This is a genomic window from Noviherbaspirillum galbum (assembly GCF_010974945.1).
GTDB lineage: Bacteria > Pseudomonadota > Gammaproteobacteria > Burkholderiales > Burkholderiaceae_D > Noviherbaspirillum > Noviherbaspirillum galbum.
Genome location: NZ_JAAIVB010000078.1, coordinates 362,243 through 381,316 on the forward strand (window position 1 = coordinate 362,243; position 19,074 = coordinate 381,316).

The window sequence follows — 19,074 nt, forward strand, 5'->3', positions numbered from 1 at the left end:
CGTTCCGGCGGTCCTGGAAATCAGTGAATCAGAGGCGGGTCTTGATGGCCTCGACCTTGTCGCGACAAGCCCCCATCGGCAGGCTGGATTTCGTCAAGGGACAGAAACGCGTTGCGGCGAGCCAGTGCAGGGTCTTGGCCAGCAAGGACTGGTCGAGCAGGAGCGGAGTCGCGGAAGCGGCGGCGCGTTCCGCCCACAGGATTTCGTACAGGTCCTCGCCGGCCTGCACCACGACATTCACCGTCGTCTCGCTGCGCTGCTTCGCCGCGGCAGCGGACATGCCGCAAGACACCACCACCGCATGGCCCGCCAGTCCGTTCACATTCAGGGCGCCGATGTTCAGGGCGCTGTAGGTGGCAGGGCAGGCGGTGTGGTAGCCCCGGGCCCACCCCATGGCGAATTCCCGTGCCGTGATTTTCTGGCCGAGCGTCTTGATGCCATGCAGCGTGAGGCGCTTGTCCCATTGGATCGCGGATTGTCCGAAGGGCGCCAGCTCGATCAGGTATTCCTGGTCGGTAGCCTGTTCGAAGGTAGGCATGAGATGCTCGGGCAGCTGCAGGCGCACCGCATGCTGGAATCCTCGGCTGACGTAAACATTGCCTTGCGCGCCGGCATGCCCGGCCAGCACGCACAGGGCCACGAGAAACAGGGGTCGGATCATTGATCGCTCCGGAACGCGGAAAATCGCCAGCTCTTCGCCGCATGCGTTGCCTGGATCCTGCGCGTCACGCGGTGACATGTGAACGCAGTCTTGCGCGATTCCCCGCCGCGGACCCTAAAAATTAATTCCGAATAACAATCCGCCTCGGGCGGGGCGATGGTGTCAGAAACAGTGGCGCTTGGACACGTGCGGCGCTTGCTGCAACCGCCGTTCCAGGATGCTCTGCGCGAGCAGCAGTTCGTCCCGCCCGCCATCGCGCGCCAATACCAGCAAGGCATCGGCTTCCATGCGCGGAGCGCCGCAATCCTGCATTAATTCCTTCAGCCAGGGCGCCTCGCGGCGGGCCGCGGCGTCGATTGCCGCGGCAACGTCGCGTCGCCGCGATTCGGACTCGCTTTCCAGGCGGCGGCGCGACTCCTCGCATCGCGTCCTGCGCCAGGCGAGCGCAGCCACCGTCACCCGGTAGAGTGCATACATCAGCATGATCTGCCACGCCACCAGCATCGCCGGCGGAAACGCCAGGCTCAGGCCGAGGCAGAGCAGGGTGGCGATGCCCGCCGCCGTTTCCACGCGCGCCCGCCAGCGCCGCGACTTCGCCTCGCGCAGCGACTGGACGCAGGCGCTGCGCGCATGCGCGCGCAAGGCGTGCTCGAGCTTGCCGCAGCGGATGCCAGGCGGCGGCGCGCAGCGCCACACTGCCCGCCGCGCCCGTCCCGCGGCGCGCGATGCCGTGCGCCATTTCACCGCCCCGGATACCGCTTGCAGGGCAGCTCCGGCCATGCCGAGCGCGGCGCTTGCGATGGCAATCCAAGGTATAGCCTGCAACGCGGCGCGCAGGCCGCCAACGATCCTGGCGCACCATCCGAGCACGGCGTAACGGAAGACGTCGATCGTTCGCTCCGTGAAACGCTCGCTGGCCGGCGCGCGCATGGACCGCGCCGCCAGCGGCAAGTAGCGCGCCGCCTGCAAGGCGGCTTGCCGGCCGGCGTCTTCACGCGCTTCCGGCCCGGTATGCATGAGAAAGCAGGGATCGCGTGGGGCGGCATGCCGGCGGGTGTCCAGCGCGCGGGCAAGGTCCGCCCCTGCCTCTTCGGATTGGCGCCGCGCCTCCTCTTCGCCCAACCGGGTGCGCGCTGAATCGAGGAAGTTCCTGACTGTCAGGACCGTTTCCACCACGCCGCCGCCGGCATGCAGGCCAGCCGTCGCGGCGAATACCTCGGGCGGTATCAGGTCGCCGGTACGCCGCAGGCCCGATGCGTAGTCAGGTTCGTGCAAGCCATAGTCGGCCATGGCGGCCGCCAGCTGTCCGGTGCGGGTGATGTAGTTGGCGCTCGCGAGGATGTCGTTCCGCTGCGGCATGCCCGTTCGCGGCCGGCGCATGCGCGAGGATTGGCGCATCCGGGCGCAGTCTTGCAGTTGCAGGTCTACGCCGGACTTGTCGCGCAGGATGGGACGGTGCATGTCCTTGCCGAGGACCGGATGGGGAAGCGAGCCGGCCAGCGGAAAGTTGAACGGCCGGTCGGGCGTCATCCGGACGCAATAGAGTGTGGGCATGGCAGGGAAGGCGGTCCGCTGAGGATGGGGTTATTATCATAATCGCAACACATGGCACAGTCATGACAAGCCGTCGGGCTGGAAACTTATCAGTCCGATCACATCTAAACAAGCACCGCATGAGGCTGCGGCCCGACGTTGCACCGGCGCCGGTGTCGTGCGGACAACACGAGAAGGGAGCACGCGATGAAGACCAAGGCGGCAGTCGCCTGGAAGGCGGGAAGTCCATTGACCATCGAGGAAGTGGACCTGGAGGGCCCGCGGGCCGGAGAGGTGCTGGTCGAAGTCAAGGCCACGGGCATCTGCCACACCGATTACTACACGCTGTCGGGCGCCGATCCGGAAGGACTGTTTCCTGCCATCCTCGGGCACGAGGGTGCGGGCGTGGTGGTAGACGTCGGACCCGGCGTAGCCAGCGTGGCGAAGGGCGACCATGTCATCCCGCTCTACACGCCGGAGTGCCGGCAATGCAAGTTCTGCCTGTCGCGCAAGACCAACCTGTGCCAGGCGATCCGGACCACGCAGGGCAAGGGGCTGATGCCGGACGGCAGCAGCCGCTTTTCGATCGGCGGCAAGCCGCTCCTGCATTACATGGGAACGTCGACCTTCTCGAACTACATCGTGGTGCCGGAGATCGCCGTCGCCAAGGTCCGCAGCGACGCGCCCTTTGACAAGATCTGCTACATCGGCTGCGGCGTCACCACCGGCATCGGCGCCGTGGTGTTCACCGCCAAGGTGGAGGCGGGCGCCAACGTGGTGGTGTTCGGCCTTGGCGGCATCGGCCTGAACGTGATCCAGGGCGCGCGCATGGTGGGCGCGGACAAGATCATCGGCGTCGACCTCAATCCCGGCCGCGAAGCCATGGCGCGCAAGTTCGGCATGACGCATTTCGTCAATCCCACCGAGGTCGACAACGTGGTCGACCACATCGTGCAGCTGACCGGCGGCGGCGCGGACTACTCCTTTGAATGCATCGGCAACACCAAGGTCATGCGCCAGGCGCTGGAGTGCTGCCACAAAGGCTGGGGTCAATCGATCATCATCGGTGTGGCGGAGGCGGGCGCGGAAATCAGCACCCGGCCCTTCCAGCTCGTCACCGGGCGCGAATGGAAGGGGTCGGCCTTCGGCGGGGCGCGCGGCCGCACCGACGTGCCCCGCATCGTCGACTGGTACATGGATGGCAAGATCAACATCGACGACCTCATCACCCACACCTTGCGCCTCGACCAGATCAATGAGGGCTTCGACCTGATGAAGCGCGGCGAATCCATCCGGTCCGTGGTGATGTACTGATGGACGGCGCGATCGAACTGCTCTCCGAGCACCGCTGCTACGACGGCGCGCAGCGCTACTACCGGCATGCTTCCCGCGAGATCGGCCTGCCGATGCGATTCTCGGCCTTCGTGCCGGCGCAGGCGCTGGGCGGCAAGCCCGCGCCCGCGCTGCTCTGCCTCCCGGGCCTGACCTGCACCGAAGAGACCTTCATGATCAAGGCCGGCGCGCAGCGGTTCGCCGCGCGCGAGGGCCTGGTGCTCATCGCTCCCGACACCAGCCCGCGCGGGGCGGGAATCGAGGGCGAAACCGCAAGCTGGGACTTCGGCGCGGGCGCGGGCTTTTATCTCGATGCGAGCGAGCCGCCCTGGTCGCGGCATTACCGCATGGAGAGCTACCTCATCCATGAACTGCTGCCGCTGGCCATCGACCTGCTGCGCGTGGACCGCGAGCGCATCGGCATCACCGGGCATTCCATGGGCGGGCATGGCGCGTTGGTGCTGGCCATGCGGCATCCCGGCGTGTTCCGGTCGCTGTCCGCATTCGCGCCGATCGCAGCCCCCACGCAATGCCCCTGGGGGCGGAAGGCATTTTCCGGCTATCTCGGCGGCGACGAGACGCGCTGGCAGGACCATGACGCCTCCATCCTGATGGCGCGCCAGGACGCCGCGCCTTTTCCCTCGGGCATCCTGGTCGACCAGGGACTGGCGGACCAGTTTCTCGAGGAACAGCTCAAGCCCGACCTGCTCGAAAGCGCCTGCGCCAAGGCGGGCCAGCCCCTGACGCTCCGCCGGCATGCGGGGTACGACCATGGCTACTTCTTCATCACCAGCTTCATCGATGATCACATCACGCATCACATCACGCAGCTCGGACGCAATGCCTGAGCATTCGTCAGGAGGCGTGACCTTGTCCTGTGGCAATAACGCGGCGCACCGGCTTGTCCCTGGTGCAATGCGGCGCAAGAGGCGCTCGGGCAGGAACCTTTGGACCGCCGGAGCACTCATTTATTGAAATTCGTTCAACCAGTATCACCAGAAAAGGAGCAAGCAATGGAGCGGAACAATTTCGACGCATCGACATTCGGCTGGCTGCTCGGCAGCGCGGCGCTTGGCGCATTGGCAATGTTCCTGACCGATCCCGAGCGCGGTCAGGCGCGCCGTGCCGTGGCCACCGAAAAACTTAGCGACGTGCTGACCGACACCCGTGATTACCTCGGCGCCAAGACCAGCGACCTGAGCGACCGTTTCCGCGATACCACGAGCGACCTGAGCGACCGCCTGCGCGATACCACCAGCGAGCTTACCGACCGCGTGAAATCGACCACCAACGAATTAAGCGGACGCATCAAGTCCCGCACCGACGACGTGCGCGACCGCGTCAGCGACCGTTCGCGCGAGTTGCGTGCCGAAACCGACAGCGCGCCGCTGCGCAGCTCGATCCGCCTGGGCAGCGAAAGCTATTTCGAGAAGGCCGCCAACCGCGAGCTGTGGATGATCGGCGGCGCCATCCTCGGCGCCATCGGCATGTATCTCGCCGATCCGGACATGGGCGCGCACCGCCGGACGTCCGCGACCAACAGGCTGCGCAACATGACGCCCGGCATGGGCACCGACAACTTCAGCAGCGGCTACGGCAGCGACGACAACACCGGAAGCTATGCCTCCGGCGGCGGCGTCGCGGGAACGGGCAGCTTCGCCGACAATGATCAACCCCAGGGAAGCGACACCTCGCCGACCCGTCATTGACCCTCCCGGGCGCGGACATTCCGGAGACGGCGGAGGCCGTTTCCGGGACCGGCATGACGCCGGCCGCCGCCTTGCCGCCGCGCTGCGCCCGCTTGCCCTGGACTCCCCCCTCCTGCTCGCCCTTCCGCGCGGCGGCGTGCCAGTGGCCGCCGAAATCGCGCGCGCCTTGCCGGCCGACTTCGACGTGCTCCTCGTACGCAAGCTTTCCGCACCCATGCATGCCGAACTCGGCATTGGTGCCATCGTCGGTGGCGCGAACTCCCAGCCCGTCCTGAACCGTGGGCTGATTGATCGGCTCCAGGTGCCCGACGACTACATCGAACGAGAAGTGCAGCGCCAGCGTGAGGAAATCAACCGCCGCCGGCGCTGCTATTGCGGCGATCGCCCGCCTCCCGTCCTTGCCGGACGCAACGTGGTCGTGGTCGATGATGGCGTGGCCACCGGCAGCACCATGGAGGCCGCACTCCGGGCTTGCCGCGCCGAGAAGGCAGCGCGCGTGCTGTTCGCCGTGCCGGTGGCGCCTCCGGATGTGGCCGCGCGGCTGCTGTCGGAGGCGGACGACGGCATCTCCCTGCTGATGCCCGAGCATTTCCGGTCGGTCGGCGACTTCTACGATGATTTCACGCAGACCACGGATGAGGAGGTCGTGGCGCTGCTCGGCGCCGCTTCCTGACGCGAGACCGACACGATGAGAAAGAAGAAGGCGGAAATCCGCTGGCTCGACGAACCGGTCGAGCATGACTACGAGGCGGCCGAGGAATATCTCCGCCTTCTCGTCGACGAAAAGAAAGCCCGCCTGACGGCGAAGCGTCTGCGGCGGGCAGAAATGACCGAGTTCTCGGCGAAGGACATCCTGCGTGCTTCAGGAACATCCATCATGTACGTCGAGGCGTTCGACTGGTCGAAGCACGAGAAGGAACTGGATACCGGAAAGCCGCTGGCTCCCATCCTTCTCGTCAGGCAGGACAGCGGCGCGCCGCTCATCATTGCCGATGGCTTTCACCGGCTGTGCGCGCTGTTCAGCACCGACGAACAGATCCGGGTGCCTTGCAAGATCGTTTGACGGCAATGCGTTTCCGTTAGCGTCCCTCTAGGCGCCGAGGCCAGGCAATGGGGGCAGGCAATGGGGGACAGCCAACGGGGTCAGGCGATGAGCGCCGCCATGGCTTCCCGTCGCGCCTTGCAGGCCAGCGCCTTGGCGCGGGCTTCGCCGTACTTGTTGACCGCGAACTTGCGCGTGTGCCGCTTGCCGTCCGCGCCGTCCCAGAAGGCGATCCAGGACGCCCTTTCCACATCCTTTCCGCCGACGACTTCCCGCGCCACGTAGCGGCCGACGCCCACGATGCCCGACGTATTGTTGCGGCGCCGGCGGTTTCGCCGCCAGTGCGCATAGCGCTCGTCCCGCATGTCTTCGAGCAGTTCGTTGCGGCAGGCGATGGCCGCTGTCAGCGCCTTGCGCTTGCCGCCGTAGCGGCCGTCGCTGAAATGATGGATCACGACGCGGTTGCGGTGTTGGACCTGCACCTTCCAGCAGTGGGTGCGGTTGGTTTCGTTGTCAATACGGTGGATGTGGCGGCGGGTGGGTGATGACATTGCAGAATATTCCGATTTCACGAAAGCACGAAGCAGGATTGCCGGCGCCGGTAAGGACCGGCACGTTGGCATGCCGGACGGCATGCGTGCTCGCTGTGTGAAATCGCCTTGGGGAAAGTTCCACGCGTCAAGGCCACCGCTTCATGCCATGAATCTGTGCGGAACACATCAAGGAACCGTCAATTAAAATTGCCGTATGGCAATATTTGTACTACATTACCTTCCCGTCCTTGATAAATCCGAGCGCCTGCGCCGCACGCGCGGCTGACACCCCCCGGTCCCTCTTACGGAAAGGCGAGCGATGCATAGTCTGACCCTGATGGAAAATGCCTGCGAACGTGCAATCGAAGTCAGCTGCCGGCCCGAGGCGTGGATGGAAACCTACTGCCAGATCTGCGACCCGGCATCGGTGAAGCACGTGATCCTGATGCTCCGCGAGAGCAAGCAGCGCATGCCCTGCACGGAGGAAGACCTGTCCCACATGGCCGAGCTGGTGAAGGGCCTCGTAGCCTATCTCAAGAACCATGTGGAGGAAGCGGATCCGAGGATGGACGAACTGATCCTGCTGGCGCGGCAGATGCTGAGCCGGCTGGCGTTGTAGGAATCAGCCGCCGGCCGTCCGGGCCAGGTCCTTACTCCCGTCCCAGCAAGCCCTGCAATTGTCCCCGCGCGGCGTCGAACTCCAGCCGCAAGCGCTCCAGCGCCAACTTCGCGCCAGCCGTCGTCCCCGAGCGGCCCAAGGTCTCCAGCTCCATGCATTCCGCCCGCATCCGCACCGCGCCGAGGTTTTCGATGCTTGACAGGAAGCGGTGCGCTGCCGTCAGCAGTTCGGCGGGCTTGTCCTGCGCGATGGCGCTCGCGATGTTGCCGAGATGCTTGGGGGAATCCTGGATGAAGAGGTCGACGATCTCCGCCACCAGGGTAGGATTGTTTTCATCTTCCAGCTCGAGCAGTTGGTCGATGCGCCGCCGGTCGATGACCGTCTCGTCGAGCTGGAAGCCGTGCCGGGCCTGCGACGCGTCCGGGGCGGGCGCGGCGAGGAAGGTGAGGGCGTTGCGCACGTCGGCGAGTTCGACCGGCTTGGACACATAGCCATCCATGCCGGCGGTCAGGCACTTTTCCTTGTCGCCGGGCATGGCGTTGGCCGTCATGGCGATCACCTTCGGGCCTTCGCCGCCGAAACGTTCGCGCAGCCGGCGGGTGGCCTCCAGGCCGTCCATTTCCGGCATCTGGACGTCCATCAGTACCACGTCGTAGTTCTGGCGCTCGAGCGCGTCGAGCACCTCCACGCCGTTGGCCACCACGTCCGCGCGGTATCCGAGGTGGGCGAGCAGCTGCTGGACTACCTTCTGGTTGACGGTATTGTCCTCGGCAACGAGGATCTTCAAGGGCAGCCGGTCCGCGAGCCGCCCCTCGGGTGCCGGCGCGGCGACGGGCACGGTCACCGCGCCAAGGCGCATGGCGTGGGTGAGCGCATCGAACAGCGCGGTCGGCTTGATCGGCTTGTTGAGGTAGGCCGCGAAGCTCGCGCGTTGCAGGTCGGGCGCATGCGGACGGTGCGACACCGAGGTCAGCATGATCAGCGGCAGGGCGAGGTTGTCGCGGTACTTGCGGATTTCATTGGCCAGGCGCAGGCCGTCCATCTCCGGCATGCTCATGTCAAGGATGCCGACGTCGAAGGAATGCCCGTGGCGTATCAGGTCGAGCGCCTCCACGCCGGAAGCGGCAGCCGACGGCACCATGCCCCACAGCAGCGACTGCTTGACGAGGATGCGGCGGTTGGTGCTGTTGTCGTCGACCACCAGCACATGCTTTCCGGCCAGGGCGGAAGACCGTTCCTGCAGGAAGCTCAATGCCCGCTGGTTGCCGGACGCGCCGGCCACGATGGTGAAGTAGAAGGTCGAGCCTGCGCCGACCTCGCTTTCCAGCCACATGCGTCCGCCCATGATTTCGGTCAGGCGCTTGCTGATCGCCAGGCCCAGTCCGGTGCCGCCATACTTGCGCGTGGTCGAGGCGTCGACCTGGGTGAAGGCCTGGAACAGGTCCGGGATGCGCTCGGCGGGAATGCCGATGCCGGTATCCTTCACCGCGAACTGGACTTCGTAATGATCGTTGTCGCGCATGGTCGTGGTCACGCTGACCACCACTTCGCCGCTGTGCGTGAACTTGATGGAATTCGACAGCAGGTTGACCAGCACCTGGCGCAGGCGGGTCGCATCGCTGATCAGCGTGGCCGGCACGCTATCGTCGATGAAATAGGCAAGGTTGAGGTTCTTCTCGCCGGCCGCGGACGCCAGCAGGTCGAGCGATTCCTCGACGCAACGCCGCAGGTCGAAGGGCTGGCGCTCGATCTCCAGGCGGCCGATCTCGATCTTCGAATAGTCGAGGATGTCGTTGATGAGCGAGAGCAGAACCTCGCTGCTGCTGCGGATGGTTTCCGCGTAGTCGCGCTGCTCGTCGTTGACATGGGTATTGAGCAGCAGGCTGGTCATGCCGATCACGGCGTTGAGCGGAGTGCGGATCTCGTGGCTCATGTTGGCCAGGAACATGCTCTTGGCCTGCATCGCGGTTTCCGCCTTTTCCTTGGCGTCCTGCAACTCCTGCTCGTAGGCCTTGCGGCGCGAGACGTCGCGCAGGATCACGGTGTAGATCAGGTTCTGGTCCACCAACAGCCGCGAGATAGAGGCTTCCGCCGGAAACTCGCTGCCATCCTTGCGCACCGCATAGATTTCGCGCCGCTCCGCCATCTTGCGGGCGGTCTGGCCGGAATCGTGGAAGCGCTGCATGTGGCTCCCATGGTCGCGATGGTAGCGTGCCGGCAGCAGGGTATTCAGGTGCTGGCCGACCACCTCGTCCGCCGTCCAGCCGAAGATGCGCTCCGCGCCCTGGTTGAAGAGCAGGATGTGCTGGTTCGAATCGACCGAGATGATGGCATCGTCGGCAATGCTCAGGATACCGTTGAGTTGTGCGGCGCTCAGGTGGCCGATCTTGGGGGAAAGCATCATGCGGTTGTCTGGCTGGGACTGCAAGGAAAATGGGGCGGAAAACGGCGGGGTCGCCGGCATGCATGATATTACCGTCCTTCCACGGTTCTTGACAGGCCACGTCCGGCGCAAGCGGTTCCCAAAGCTGGAAACGCATCCTTAAACGCATCCTTAAGAAAACCTTAGTCAGGCTGGCCCTGGGTGCGTGGAACCCCGGCCGCCGGCTTGTCACGCAGAAAGCAATCCGGGACGACGCGGTGCATTCCTTGCCATGATGTGTCGTCCCTGGCGCCGATGCTGGCAGCATTGGCAGGCATGCCAGGCGGATGCCGGTCTCCATTCCCGGGCTTTCACCCCGGGCCTGCAACGTTCATTCCTCCGTGCTCCATGCATCCTTCCTCCTTCCGGCCAGGCGCCTCCCCGAAACTGCTTCCCAACGATCATTCCGCAAGTGTCGGGCAGGACGTTGCGATCCACGTGCGCCATCACCGGCACGACAACCAGATCGGTCTTCCCGCGCGCTCTGCCTGGACGCGCTTCCTGGCCTGGTTCTTTCCCTCGTATCGCCGCCCGACCGGCAATCCTCCCGCGCCCTGCAAGCTATGCCACGCGCCGCAACGCAAGCTGACGCGCAAGGAAAACAAGCTGTTCGATGTTCCCAACATGAACCGGGAGCAGGTCATCAAGCTGGTCGATGCGCTCAAGGACCTTAAGGTGGGAATCGAATACCTCATCCCTTCCGACACCCGCGAACGCGACGAGGCCGAGGCGCAATTCATGCGAAAGCTTCCCGGCGAAGATTGCCGGTATGGCGACCTCTGGCAGGAACTCTGGACGCGCTGCCGGGATGGCGACTCCGTTCGCGCGGAAGCGGCGCTGGTCAAGCTCGAGGTCATGGCCGAACGCGATGGCGGCCTGAAGCTGCACCAGGGGCTGCTCGGCATTCCGCTCGCGATCTGCGCGCGCAGCCTGCAGCAGGGATTCAAGGGCGCGAGCATGGCGCAGCTTGCGGGCCATTGGATCATCCTGCGGCGGGTCTGCGGCCTGTTCAACGACATACACGACGCTCCTTATCGGGAGCAGGCGCATGACTGGCCTGCGTTGCCGCCGCCAGCAAGGAGCAGCATCTTCCGCAGCGCCGCGCTGCATGAAGGAACCAAGGACCTGCTGCGCAGCCTGATGTCGGATCGCTTCATGCCTGGGTATGTGCACCTGCGTTACCTGGATGAGCCGGCGCCTGCCCACGGTCCGGGCGATGCGATACATATCCCCAGCCGCACGCGGACACCCTCGGAGCTTTCTCTCGATTCCATGCCTTCCTTATCGCTCCCGTTCCAGGACCGGTGTTCGTATTCGCATCTTCCCTCGTCCGGTAGCGATGAGGCCGCATCGAGCCGGCGTTCGAGTTTCTCTCACGTCGGACCGGATGCCGGCGCGCGGCAGCCAGTCGCGGACCGGGCGGTGCCGGCGGAACAATCGGAGTCTGTCGGGCTGTGCGAAACGCTAGTCCATCCGCGGGTTGGCAGAGCGGCAGCGAAGCCGAATGCCGCAATTCGCAAACGTGGGGAGATCCGTGTGCATTGCAAGAACCCGGAAAGGCTTGAGCATATGCGACGGATCGCCGGTCGTTGCAAGCCCGCGGTATTGCCGGATGCGGCTGGGACGGTATCTGCCGCATCTTTCGAGGCAGAGAAACCCGCGCTCGACTTGAGGGTCTTCGACCTTGGCGACATCTCGTTCCCCTCGCCTCTCGTCAGCCCCAGCCTTCTTGATCGCTGCCCATCGCTATCGAGCATGTCGTCGCCCAGCGTCGCCTTGCAGCGTGACCGGGTGAACAGCCTGGATCATGAGGAACCCATGGTATCCGGCGACGAGAGCGATGCGCGATATGCGACGATGTCCGGCAAGCGAAGCGTTTCCCGGCAATCGCTCGGAATTGATTTCGACTATCCGTCTCGTACTTCCGGGCATGCAGGATGGGAGGGCTTCGTCAAGCAGGACGACTCGAGGCTGGGAAGCGAACTTGATCGTATCGAGAAGACCGCACGAGAGGAAAGCGCTCGAGAAAAGGAAAGGGTTACGCCGACGTCATGGGAGCTGGAGTTGGCGGCGCTTAGAAAAAAATACAGCCTGGATGGGGACGAATGACTCAAGGGGGTAAAGCCTGCAGGATTAATCACCGATAGAGGAACCCTATGCGACTTGCGTTCCGACCTGCCCCCGGTCATTCCCGCTTAGCGCACAGGCGGGGATGACGGAGGTGGTTTGGGAGCATGCGGTCATGTCAAAAAACTTCTATAGATTTGCTTAGCCTGGCCCACGAAAGCTGACCAACTGAAATCCCCAGCCGCTGAAACAGGTCACAAAAATCCTTAAAATTTTTGCGGCAAACCAAATAACCCGAACATTCCCGCGACGACCCCACCTCATCCGTCACTGACGCCCTGTCAGGATCCGCCCTCGACCACATGAACGGCGGACCGGCCACCCGGTCCCGATCAAAGACCAGCGCACGAACAAAAAAAATCACCGGAGACCTCCACATGATCCATCCCTGCGTCCGCAGCGTCATGCCGCCGCCATTGCAATCAACCACGCAGCCCCAGCCAGGAACGAACGCTGGCGCGCAACCGGCAAGCCCCAAACCGCCCGGTGACCTCGCCCGGCATACCCTTCGCGCGCTCGGCAATACCGTCATTGCGTTTTCCTCAATGACGGCGCTGTCTCCTCTCCTGCCGCCGAACAGGCGGCCCTTGCTGATTTATGCCTCGGGTTTGATGTCCTGCGCATTGCAAAAAAAGCAGGAAGCAGAACGTCCGCGCAAGGCGCTGCCCTTAACCCGGATCGCGGCGGAATCGGCGATCGCGGTAGTGCCCTTCATTCCTTTCTACATGCTGCAACGGGCGATGGTCAGGTCGAACTGTGCCTGGGTACAAGCGGGAACCCGAATCCTGCTCGGGCAGGTGCCGGGAGCCATCGTCGGCAGCGCCTTGACTTATGCTTATCTCAGGCAGTCAGGGAACCATCACGAGATGGAAGGGGATGGACGGACCACATCGGCGGGCGATGCCTCGACACATCTCGACGCGCGCAGCGCGGCGCTTACCCTGGCTTGCCTCACGCCCGCAGTGTTTTTCCAATTGCCGGCGGGGAGGAGTCGGCTGGCGGGATGGATCGGGGTAAAGAACTGGAAGGCCGGAAGCATGTTGCGCCTCGAAGCCGCGCAAAGCCTGTTGCTCGTCGCCGGTGTGGGAAGCGCCTGGTCTGCGCAACGCATCCTCGATTCCCGGGACGGGCCGTGATCAAAAGAGTGACGGGCTGAATGAAAAATCCCGCAACGGGCGTCTTCCAGGCTTGCTTCCTGCCTGGGAAAACATCCGTTCCGGGAACGCTGCAGCTTGACTGCTGATGACCTGCGGACGAGATTAACGCGGCATGGTCCCGGCCTTTGTCAAGGCGTCGACGATGCCCTCGGTATTCATCATGCCGCTGCCGCTGTTGCGGCGATCTTCCGCCAGCTTGCCGGAGATCTGGCCTTCGCTGCCTGCCTTGTTGCCTTCCGCGGAATCAAGGTCGGCATCCTTGTTGGCATTGTTGGCATCTTTCTTGTCAATCGCGCTGATGATTCCGCCAATGCCCGAGATACCCTGCGTTGCTCCCTGGCCGGCAGCGGAGTACAACTGTGCCTTGGTGTTGCGTGCGGCCGCGTCCGCGCCATCGTCCTTGCCGGTTTTCATTGCCACCTCTGGGGCTTCAGTGTGGCTGTCCTCCGCAGCATTCGGCTTTGGCTGGCTAGGATCTGGCGCGCCACTCTCTTGCTTCACATGGAAACTCACCGGTTCATCGACATCCATGCCGTCGCCATGATTCACGCTTCCCTGTTTTACACGGATTCGGGCCTCCGGTTCAAGCTCCATGGCGCTGTGATCGGGACGATTGCTCGAATTACGACGTTGTTGGGTAGGGACGAGTTCCGGAGCTGACTCGTCGTCCAATTCCATATACCTGAGATGAACATACTGGTCGTCGCTTTCCACATCCTCGGTCTGCGTAGAAACGTGTTTCCCATTGGTATCGTGATCCACCTTTTTGTTTGGCCTACCCGTTTGCTTCGCATGTTCAACCGGTTCCGACGAGGTCTGCAAATGCGTGTGCACAGGCTTTTCCAGGTCCATGAGCTCTTCCTCAGTCGCAGGAGCAACGCGTTTCCCGCCTTTCACCTTGAGCTGAAGGTCATTCACTCCATCCGTCTTGCCCTTGCCGAGCGAACTCTTCGCCTTGTTAAGCAAGCCCTTGATCCCCTTCGTGCCGACCATGGCCGCACCGCCTGCTACCGACAAGCCAACGCCGGCGATACCGCCTACCAAACCGGCGGCGGCCTGGGCCTTATCCGCCTCGAACTCGGCTTCATTGGCTTCGCTGCGTTTGTCAGCGCGTGATTTCTCTTCAGCGAACTGGCTTTGAATGCTCTTTCGCTGCATCTGCGTATCCGCAATCGCTTCAAGTTCCTGATCCTTGCCCATTTCCCTCAGCCTGCGAATCAGCTCCCACTTGCTCGCCTCGACATTCATTGCGTGTTCGTCGTCATGCACCTCAACGGCCTGTGCCGGCGATTGCGTGGTGGACGGAGCGGTTTGTTTATCTGTCGTGATCGTAGTAGTCATGATAGATCTCTTTCAGTGTTTGTTTGGTTCGGGCGGCACGTTCCATTTGGTGGACGCGCACCGCCATTGCCGAATCGAATCAGGCTGTCAGCTGCCAGACCTTGCTCATCGAATCGAACATGTCCCGCGACAGGTCGCGGCTGACGTTCATCGTGCTGGAAAAGTCCTGGAACGCCTGGCGTGCCTCGTTCATGTACTCGTCGATGCGGGATTGCATGCCATCGAAGCCGGCTTCCTCCAGGTCGAGGGTGATCCCGCTTCGCCTGATGTCGCGTTCGTCCCGGGCAACAGTCAGGCTGTGCACGCTGCTGTCGATCTGGCAGGCACCCGCCGCGCCGGAAGCGATCACCGCAATCTTTCCGCTATGGTTCACGAACGCCTTGCCGGCGGCACCGGCGGCCCTGACGGCGCCGCTGGCGGAGACCGATGCGGGAATCCGCGAGGAGATCGCCACTTTCATCCGGTTGAAGACTTGCGCGAACTTGCCGGAACTCGACGCTGCCGATGAACCGCCCTTGGCTAGCCCACGGGCCATCAGGCCGCCGCCAGCCAGGCCGGCGGCGAGCGTAAAGGCCAGGCCGACATAGGATGCGTCTTCCTTCGACATGCCGGCATGCAAGGCGATCTGCTCCGCGCATTGGCCGAACATGTCCGCCGTCAGCATCAGCGCCGGACCAAGGTACTTCGCGCTGTCGGCAACCGCAGTGCCGGCGAACGTCGCGGCGCCGCTGGCGATGGCGGTCGGGCTGAATTTCGCCAGGCTGACCGCACCCGTGGACGACCAGGCACTCGCTGCCCCTTTCGCCATGCCCGGCCCCATCGTGATCATCAAGACCAGGGCCGTTCCCAGGATCGCCGAGTTTTTCTTGGCTTCCTCCTGCGGCATGCCGCAGCCGATCAGAATTTTTTCGGAGGCTTGGGTGAGCAGTGCGCTCAACCGCACATCGACGTCGACGTGTGCGGCCTTGAGAATTTCGTTGGTGACATCAAGCGCGAGATCAACGACTGCGACTGCAGCCATTGCCGGCGATTCGGTAAAGAAAATGGTCGCGACGCTCGCGATCTTGGTAAAGACACGGGTAAGAATATCGATCCAGCTATTGTGCTGCTCTGCTTCCTGCTGTTCCTGCAAACGCTGTGCGTTCTCTGCTTCGGCCTTGGCCTTGTCGGCGCGATAGGTGGCCATCGCATCCTTCTGGACCTTCATGGCGTCGTCGGCGTTCTTCACCGCTTCGCCCGCGCGCGTCAGGTTGATCTTGGTCGCGAATTCATGAAGGATGGCGCAGATCACCATGGCGTTCAGGCCGGTGGGGATCCAGGCTGTCTGCACCGGCGGGTTGACGTCGGGTGCCGGGACGGAGGGAGAGGCGGAAACCGTTGAGGTACCGCTTTTTCCGGCGGAGGACAAGGTTGTGCCGGATTCCGCGGGAGGCTTGGGTGGGGCAAACTTCAGTTCCGGGGCAGGGGAACTTGAAGCCGCCGGCGGTGGCGAATCATCGTAATCCGCACCGTAGGACGGATCGGCGGCACCTGCGCCTCCGACGCCCGGGGTGATGACGAGTTCAGACATGGTTAAACTCCAGTGGTGGTTGGCGCGATTCTCTCTTCGAGCAACCGGGATGCACGCTCGCGCAAGGCGTACATCTCGGCTTTTCCAGCTGACCGCTTCATGAAGTCGTTCAGCACGGATTCGGCGCGGTGAAGCTTGTTGCAGGCGAGCAGGCACTCGCCCATGTGGAACAGGGCCTTGAGGTCGTTCTGGTCCGCCCCGAAGGCGAGGCCGTAGGAAATGCCGGCTATCTGGTAGTTGCCCCGCATCTGTTCGCACGCCGCCATGGCGTGGAAGTATTTCGGTTTCGGATTGCGCTGGCCGCAGAGCGCCTGGAAGACGGCGGCGGCATCGTCGAGCCGGCCGTCCACGAAGAGTTGGTAGGCCATGGCGTACATCACCGACTGCTCGTCCTCGGTGTACACGCCGGCGGCGAAGAAGGGCTGGTTCTGCATCAGGCGGGCAAACCACTTGAGCGGTTCGCCGGATGCATTTGGCGGCAAGTTGAGCATGGTTCTCCCTGGTTGAACGTCTGGCTGGGTTCGAGTCGAACGGCTGCGCTGGTTGCAGCCGGTTGGCGCCGGCTTCCGCGCGTCTCTCGCTTCCTCGCGTTCCGCGTCAGATGCCGCTTCGGAAGTTGTCCACCAGGGCTTTCTTGAGGGTCATGACGGCCGCGAACATGTTGGTCGACATCAGGGTGTTGTTGTTGTCGGCCTGGACGATGACCGACAGCTTCTGGCTGAGCGTGGAGCCGAGGGTGACGTAGTTGCTGCCGGTGCTGCGCTCGGCGGTCAGGGCGTCGTTCAGGAAGGTCTTGATCGCTCCGACAGTGGTCGGCTCGGGACTCGGCCAAGCCTTTAACTGGAGGGCGGCATTGCCGTTGTAGGCGGTCTTGTAGCCCGCGATCGTCGTTGTATTGGTTTCGGCGTCCGTTGTACCATCCGAAGCGATTTTATCCAGAAGATCTGAATATGCCTTTTGCTTGTTGGACGACGATTGCGATGCAAAGATGGTTGATTCGATTTCAGGGCGCATCGACTCTGCCTGGCGCCGCGCATTGGTGCTCAGTTCGCTCACCATGGAGGAGAAGGCAATCTGCCAGTCGCCGATGGTGTTGCTTCCATCGTTGGTCGTACTTGATTCGGCAAGCAGGCGTTTGTAATCCAGCGGGTTGCCATAAAGATCCGCGGTGATCTGCGTGGTGGCTCCGGATCCCGAGGTTGCAATGGTCGGAACCGGGTCCGCCTGCTTTGCATAACGCCTATTTTGACCAAACATGTTATTCCCCTTTCAAGCTTGAAGATGTCTATGGTTTTGCCGGCGAGTCGTCAGCGATAGCGGTGTCAGGCTGCCCTCGTGGCTCGGATTCCAGGCTGCGCCGGGTACGCCTGCTAGGCTGCACCCACAACGAGTCATACCTTATCAAGCAAAGTTCAGGGCTGCGCTATCTATTAGCTATGGCTAACATTGATGCCATTGCTGCATCGCGAGGAAGCCTGATCCATAGGCGACGATGACCGAAGACGGGTGAAGGGAAGAAGCGCGGGCATGTCACGGAAGATCGCGTGGCGATTTTCCGTGAACATATTGTGTCAAGCCGGCATTGGGGGCCAGGCCAGGGAGCGATATCCGATTCGCCAGGCCGATGCTGGCAATGACGAGGTATCGCGAGCAAATTAGGAGCGGAAGGCGGTTTGCACCAGGTTTTCGACCTTCTTGAAGAAATTGGAGCTGACAGACGTGGCGCTTTCCACCATGCTGTTTCCACCGCTGGCGATTTGGCCGGCCTCGCCCTGTGCCTTGCTGGACAGGGCGGATAGCCTGCTCAATTCGTCGCGAGCGTTGTCGAGGGCATCCTGCGCTTTCTGCTTGGCGGTGGCATCACTTTTAGCAATTGCAGCATCAAGGTCTTCACGGGCCTTTTTTGCATCGTCCGTGGCTTTGGTCGATAACGCCTGAATGAATTTCAAGGTCTGGTTCGAACCCGCGAGCATCTGGTTGGCATTGGTGTTGAGATGGAGCAGCGCCATGCACAAGCCGAGTTCCCAGCTGCCGGCGAATGAGCCACCGATGGTGTGGACACGATTCCACTTGTTATTGGTGACCAGACTTTTGTTGTAGTCAGCGTCCTGGCCAGTGTAGTAGGCCCACTGGTTGGTACCGCCATTGACCTGGACCTTCCAGTTATGTTCTTTCGCGGTTTCAAGATCAGTGTGATAAATGGTCCCGTTCTTGTCCTTGGCCAGTACTTCATGCGGGTTCAGTGATGTTTTGTTGTAATCGTAAAGGAAGTATTTTGCGTTGTCGGTTGTAATACTGCCATCTGGAACAGCAAGGGTAAGTTGCGTATCGACGTTCGCCAGATCTGCTTCGCTGAAAACCTGGGTCGCGTCCAGTGAGTCGACCGGACGGTCGAGCTTGGCTTTGTCATCGATGAAATTGTAAGCCGCAACTAGCTCTTCTGAGGTCGTGCTTGCATTTTTTTGTCGTTCAAATTCTGCAAGATCTGCTTCCGTGACAGCGTGTTTCCCTACCTTGTAGAGGTTGTCGTAAATGGAAGAAAGGCCTCCAAAGTCGAAGTTCAGGTTGGTAAAGTCCACGTTAATAAATCCGAATTCTCCTGCCATGGCTTACTCCAATAAAATTTGGGGTGATACTAAATGGTCCGCATGCAAATGAAATTGACGTTCGATGATTTCCAGGCTTTGCGCAACGGACAGTAAAGGTAGAACAACTCTTTACGGTCCTTGCAGCTGCGTTGAAAATCAAATGGATTCAATCTTTCACCAGCGTCTGGGTGGGTGTAATCAATAATTAATCGAGCCTAATGCTTTGCAAAAATGAGGCGAGTTGTCCTTTTTGCTAGATAACCTGATTCATACTCTCACAAGGCCTGGAGCATTCCCTGAAGCCATGCTGCAATGCGGCGAATTGTTAGGTTTGAATAATCTTCTTCGCATTCCACTGCACCCGTCTCCAATAATCTTCCATTGATAGTCGTCGTGGCTTGGCGGATCGCCTGGCTTACAACGGCCCGGGAAGTTTGCTT

Annotated in this window: 17 protein-coding genes; 8 read left to right on the top strand and 9 right to left on the bottom strand. The window is 62.3% G+C overall.

What is annotated here, in order from left to right; all coding sequences use genetic code 11:
* Positions 1-28 precede the first annotated feature (28 nt).
* Both G3574_RS24220 and G3574_RS24225 read right to left on the bottom strand, forming a co-directional pair.
* Positions 29-661, bottom strand: coding sequence for a hypothetical protein (locus G3574_RS24220; protein WP_163968103.1), 633 nt, complete (start codon positions 659-661; stop codon positions 29-31).
* Positions 662-823: 162 nt separating this feature from the next.
* Positions 824-2,215 carry a hypothetical protein gene (locus G3574_RS24225; RefSeq protein ID WP_163968104.1) on the bottom strand — a complete coding sequence of 464 codons (1,392 nt, stop codon included), beginning with the start codon at positions 2,213-2,215 and terminating at the stop codon, positions 824-826.
* Positions 2,216-2,401: 186 nt separating this feature from the next.
* On the opposite strand from G3574_RS24225, the gene G3574_RS24230 reads away from it, so the two are divergent.
* The 5 genes from G3574_RS24230 (at position 2,402) to G3574_RS24250 (ending at position 6,298) form a co-directional block, all read left to right on the top strand.
* Positions 2,402-3,508, top strand: a complete 1,107-nt coding sequence (locus G3574_RS24230) for an S-(hydroxymethyl)glutathione dehydrogenase/class III alcohol dehydrogenase (RefSeq protein ID WP_163968105.1) — start codon at positions 2,402-2,404, stop codon at positions 3,506-3,508.
* Positions 3,508-4,374: an S-formylglutathione hydrolase gene (fghA, locus tag G3574_RS24235; protein WP_163968106.1), complete on the top strand. Its 867-nt coding sequence runs from the start codon at positions 3,508-3,510 to the stop codon at positions 4,372-4,374. The genes G3574_RS24230 and fghA overlap by 1 nt, the downstream gene beginning before the upstream one ends.
* A 165-nt stretch (positions 4,375-4,539) precedes the next feature.
* The gene (locus G3574_RS24240) at positions 4,540-5,235 is read left to right on the top strand and encodes an apolipoprotein A1/A4/E family protein (RefSeq protein WP_163968107.1); all 696 of its coding nucleotides are present in this window, start codon (positions 4,540-4,542) and stop codon (positions 5,233-5,235) included.
* On the top strand, positions 5,192-5,908 hold the full coding sequence (locus G3574_RS24245; protein WP_163968108.1) for a phosphoribosyltransferase: 717 nt from the start codon (positions 5,192-5,194) through the stop codon (positions 5,906-5,908). The genes G3574_RS24240 and G3574_RS24245 overlap by 44 nt, the downstream gene beginning before the upstream one ends.
* A gap of 15 nt (positions 5,909-5,923) precedes the next feature.
* Positions 5,924-6,298, top strand: coding sequence for a hypothetical protein (locus G3574_RS24250; protein WP_163968109.1), 375 nt, complete (start codon positions 5,924-5,926; stop codon positions 6,296-6,298).
* 80 nt (positions 6,299-6,378) lie between these two features.
* Here the strand turns inward: G3574_RS24250 and G3574_RS24255 are convergent, their stop codons facing one another.
* A complete protein-coding gene (locus G3574_RS24255; protein WP_163968110.1) occupies positions 6,379-6,828 on the bottom strand; it encodes an AP2 domain-containing protein in 450 nt (149 codons plus the stop codon).
* Positions 6,829-7,129: 301 nt separating this feature from the next.
* Here G3574_RS24255 and G3574_RS24260 point away from each other — a divergent pair, with 301 nt between their 5' ends.
* Positions 7,130-7,429 carry a hypothetical protein gene (locus G3574_RS24260; protein WP_163968111.1) on the top strand — a complete coding sequence of 100 codons (300 nt, stop codon included), beginning with the start codon at positions 7,130-7,132 and terminating at the stop codon, positions 7,427-7,429.
* A gap of 31 nt (positions 7,430-7,460) precedes the next feature.
* On the opposite strand, the gene G3574_RS24265 is transcribed toward G3574_RS24260, so the two are convergent.
* Positions 7,461-9,833 carry a PAS domain-containing hybrid sensor histidine kinase/response regulator gene (locus tag G3574_RS24265; protein WP_163968112.1) on the bottom strand — a complete coding sequence of 791 codons (2,373 nt, stop codon included), beginning with the start codon at positions 9,831-9,833 and terminating at the stop codon, positions 7,461-7,463.
* A 642-nt stretch (positions 9,834-10,475) separates the two neighbouring features.
* On the opposite strand from G3574_RS24265, the gene G3574_RS24270 reads away from it, so the two are divergent.
* Positions 10,476-11,960 carry a hypothetical protein gene (locus G3574_RS24270; RefSeq protein WP_163968113.1) on the top strand — a complete coding sequence of 495 codons (1,485 nt, stop codon included), beginning with the start codon at positions 10,476-10,478 and terminating at the stop codon, positions 11,958-11,960.
* A 395-nt stretch (positions 11,961-12,355) separates the two neighbouring features.
* Positions 12,356-13,114: a hypothetical protein gene (locus G3574_RS24275; protein ID WP_163968114.1), complete on the top strand. Its 759-nt coding sequence runs from the start codon at positions 12,356-12,358 to the stop codon at positions 13,112-13,114.
* 123 nt (positions 13,115-13,237) lie between these two features.
* Here G3574_RS24275 and G3574_RS24280 read toward each other — a convergent pair whose 3' ends face one another.
* The 5 genes from G3574_RS24280 to G3574_RS24300 form a co-directional block, all read right to left on the bottom strand.
* Complete coding sequence (locus G3574_RS24280; RefSeq protein ID WP_163968115.1) at positions 13,238-14,476, bottom strand: hypothetical protein; 1,239 nt, start codon at positions 14,474-14,476, stop codon at positions 13,238-13,240.
* 79 nt (positions 14,477-14,555) lie between these two features.
* A complete protein-coding gene (locus G3574_RS24285; RefSeq protein WP_163968116.1) occupies positions 14,556-16,046 on the bottom strand; it encodes a hypothetical protein in 1,491 nt (496 codons plus the stop codon).
* A 2-nt stretch (positions 16,047-16,048) separates the two neighbouring features.
* Positions 16,049-16,537, bottom strand: a complete 489-nt coding sequence (locus tag G3574_RS24290; protein WP_163968117.1) for a hypothetical protein — start codon at positions 16,535-16,537, stop codon at positions 16,049-16,051.
* A 106-nt stretch (positions 16,538-16,643) separates the two neighbouring features.
* Positions 16,644-17,303 (bottom strand): hypothetical protein, encoded by a 660-nt coding sequence (locus G3574_RS24295; protein ID WP_163968118.1) that lies wholly within the window; start codon positions 17,301-17,303, stop codon positions 16,644-16,646.
* 398 nt (positions 17,304-17,701) lie between these two features.
* On the bottom strand, positions 17,702-18,652 hold the full coding sequence (locus G3574_RS24300; RefSeq protein WP_163968119.1) for a hypothetical protein: 951 nt from the start codon (positions 18,650-18,652) through the stop codon (positions 17,702-17,704).
* Positions 18,653-19,074 lie beyond the last annotated feature (422 nt).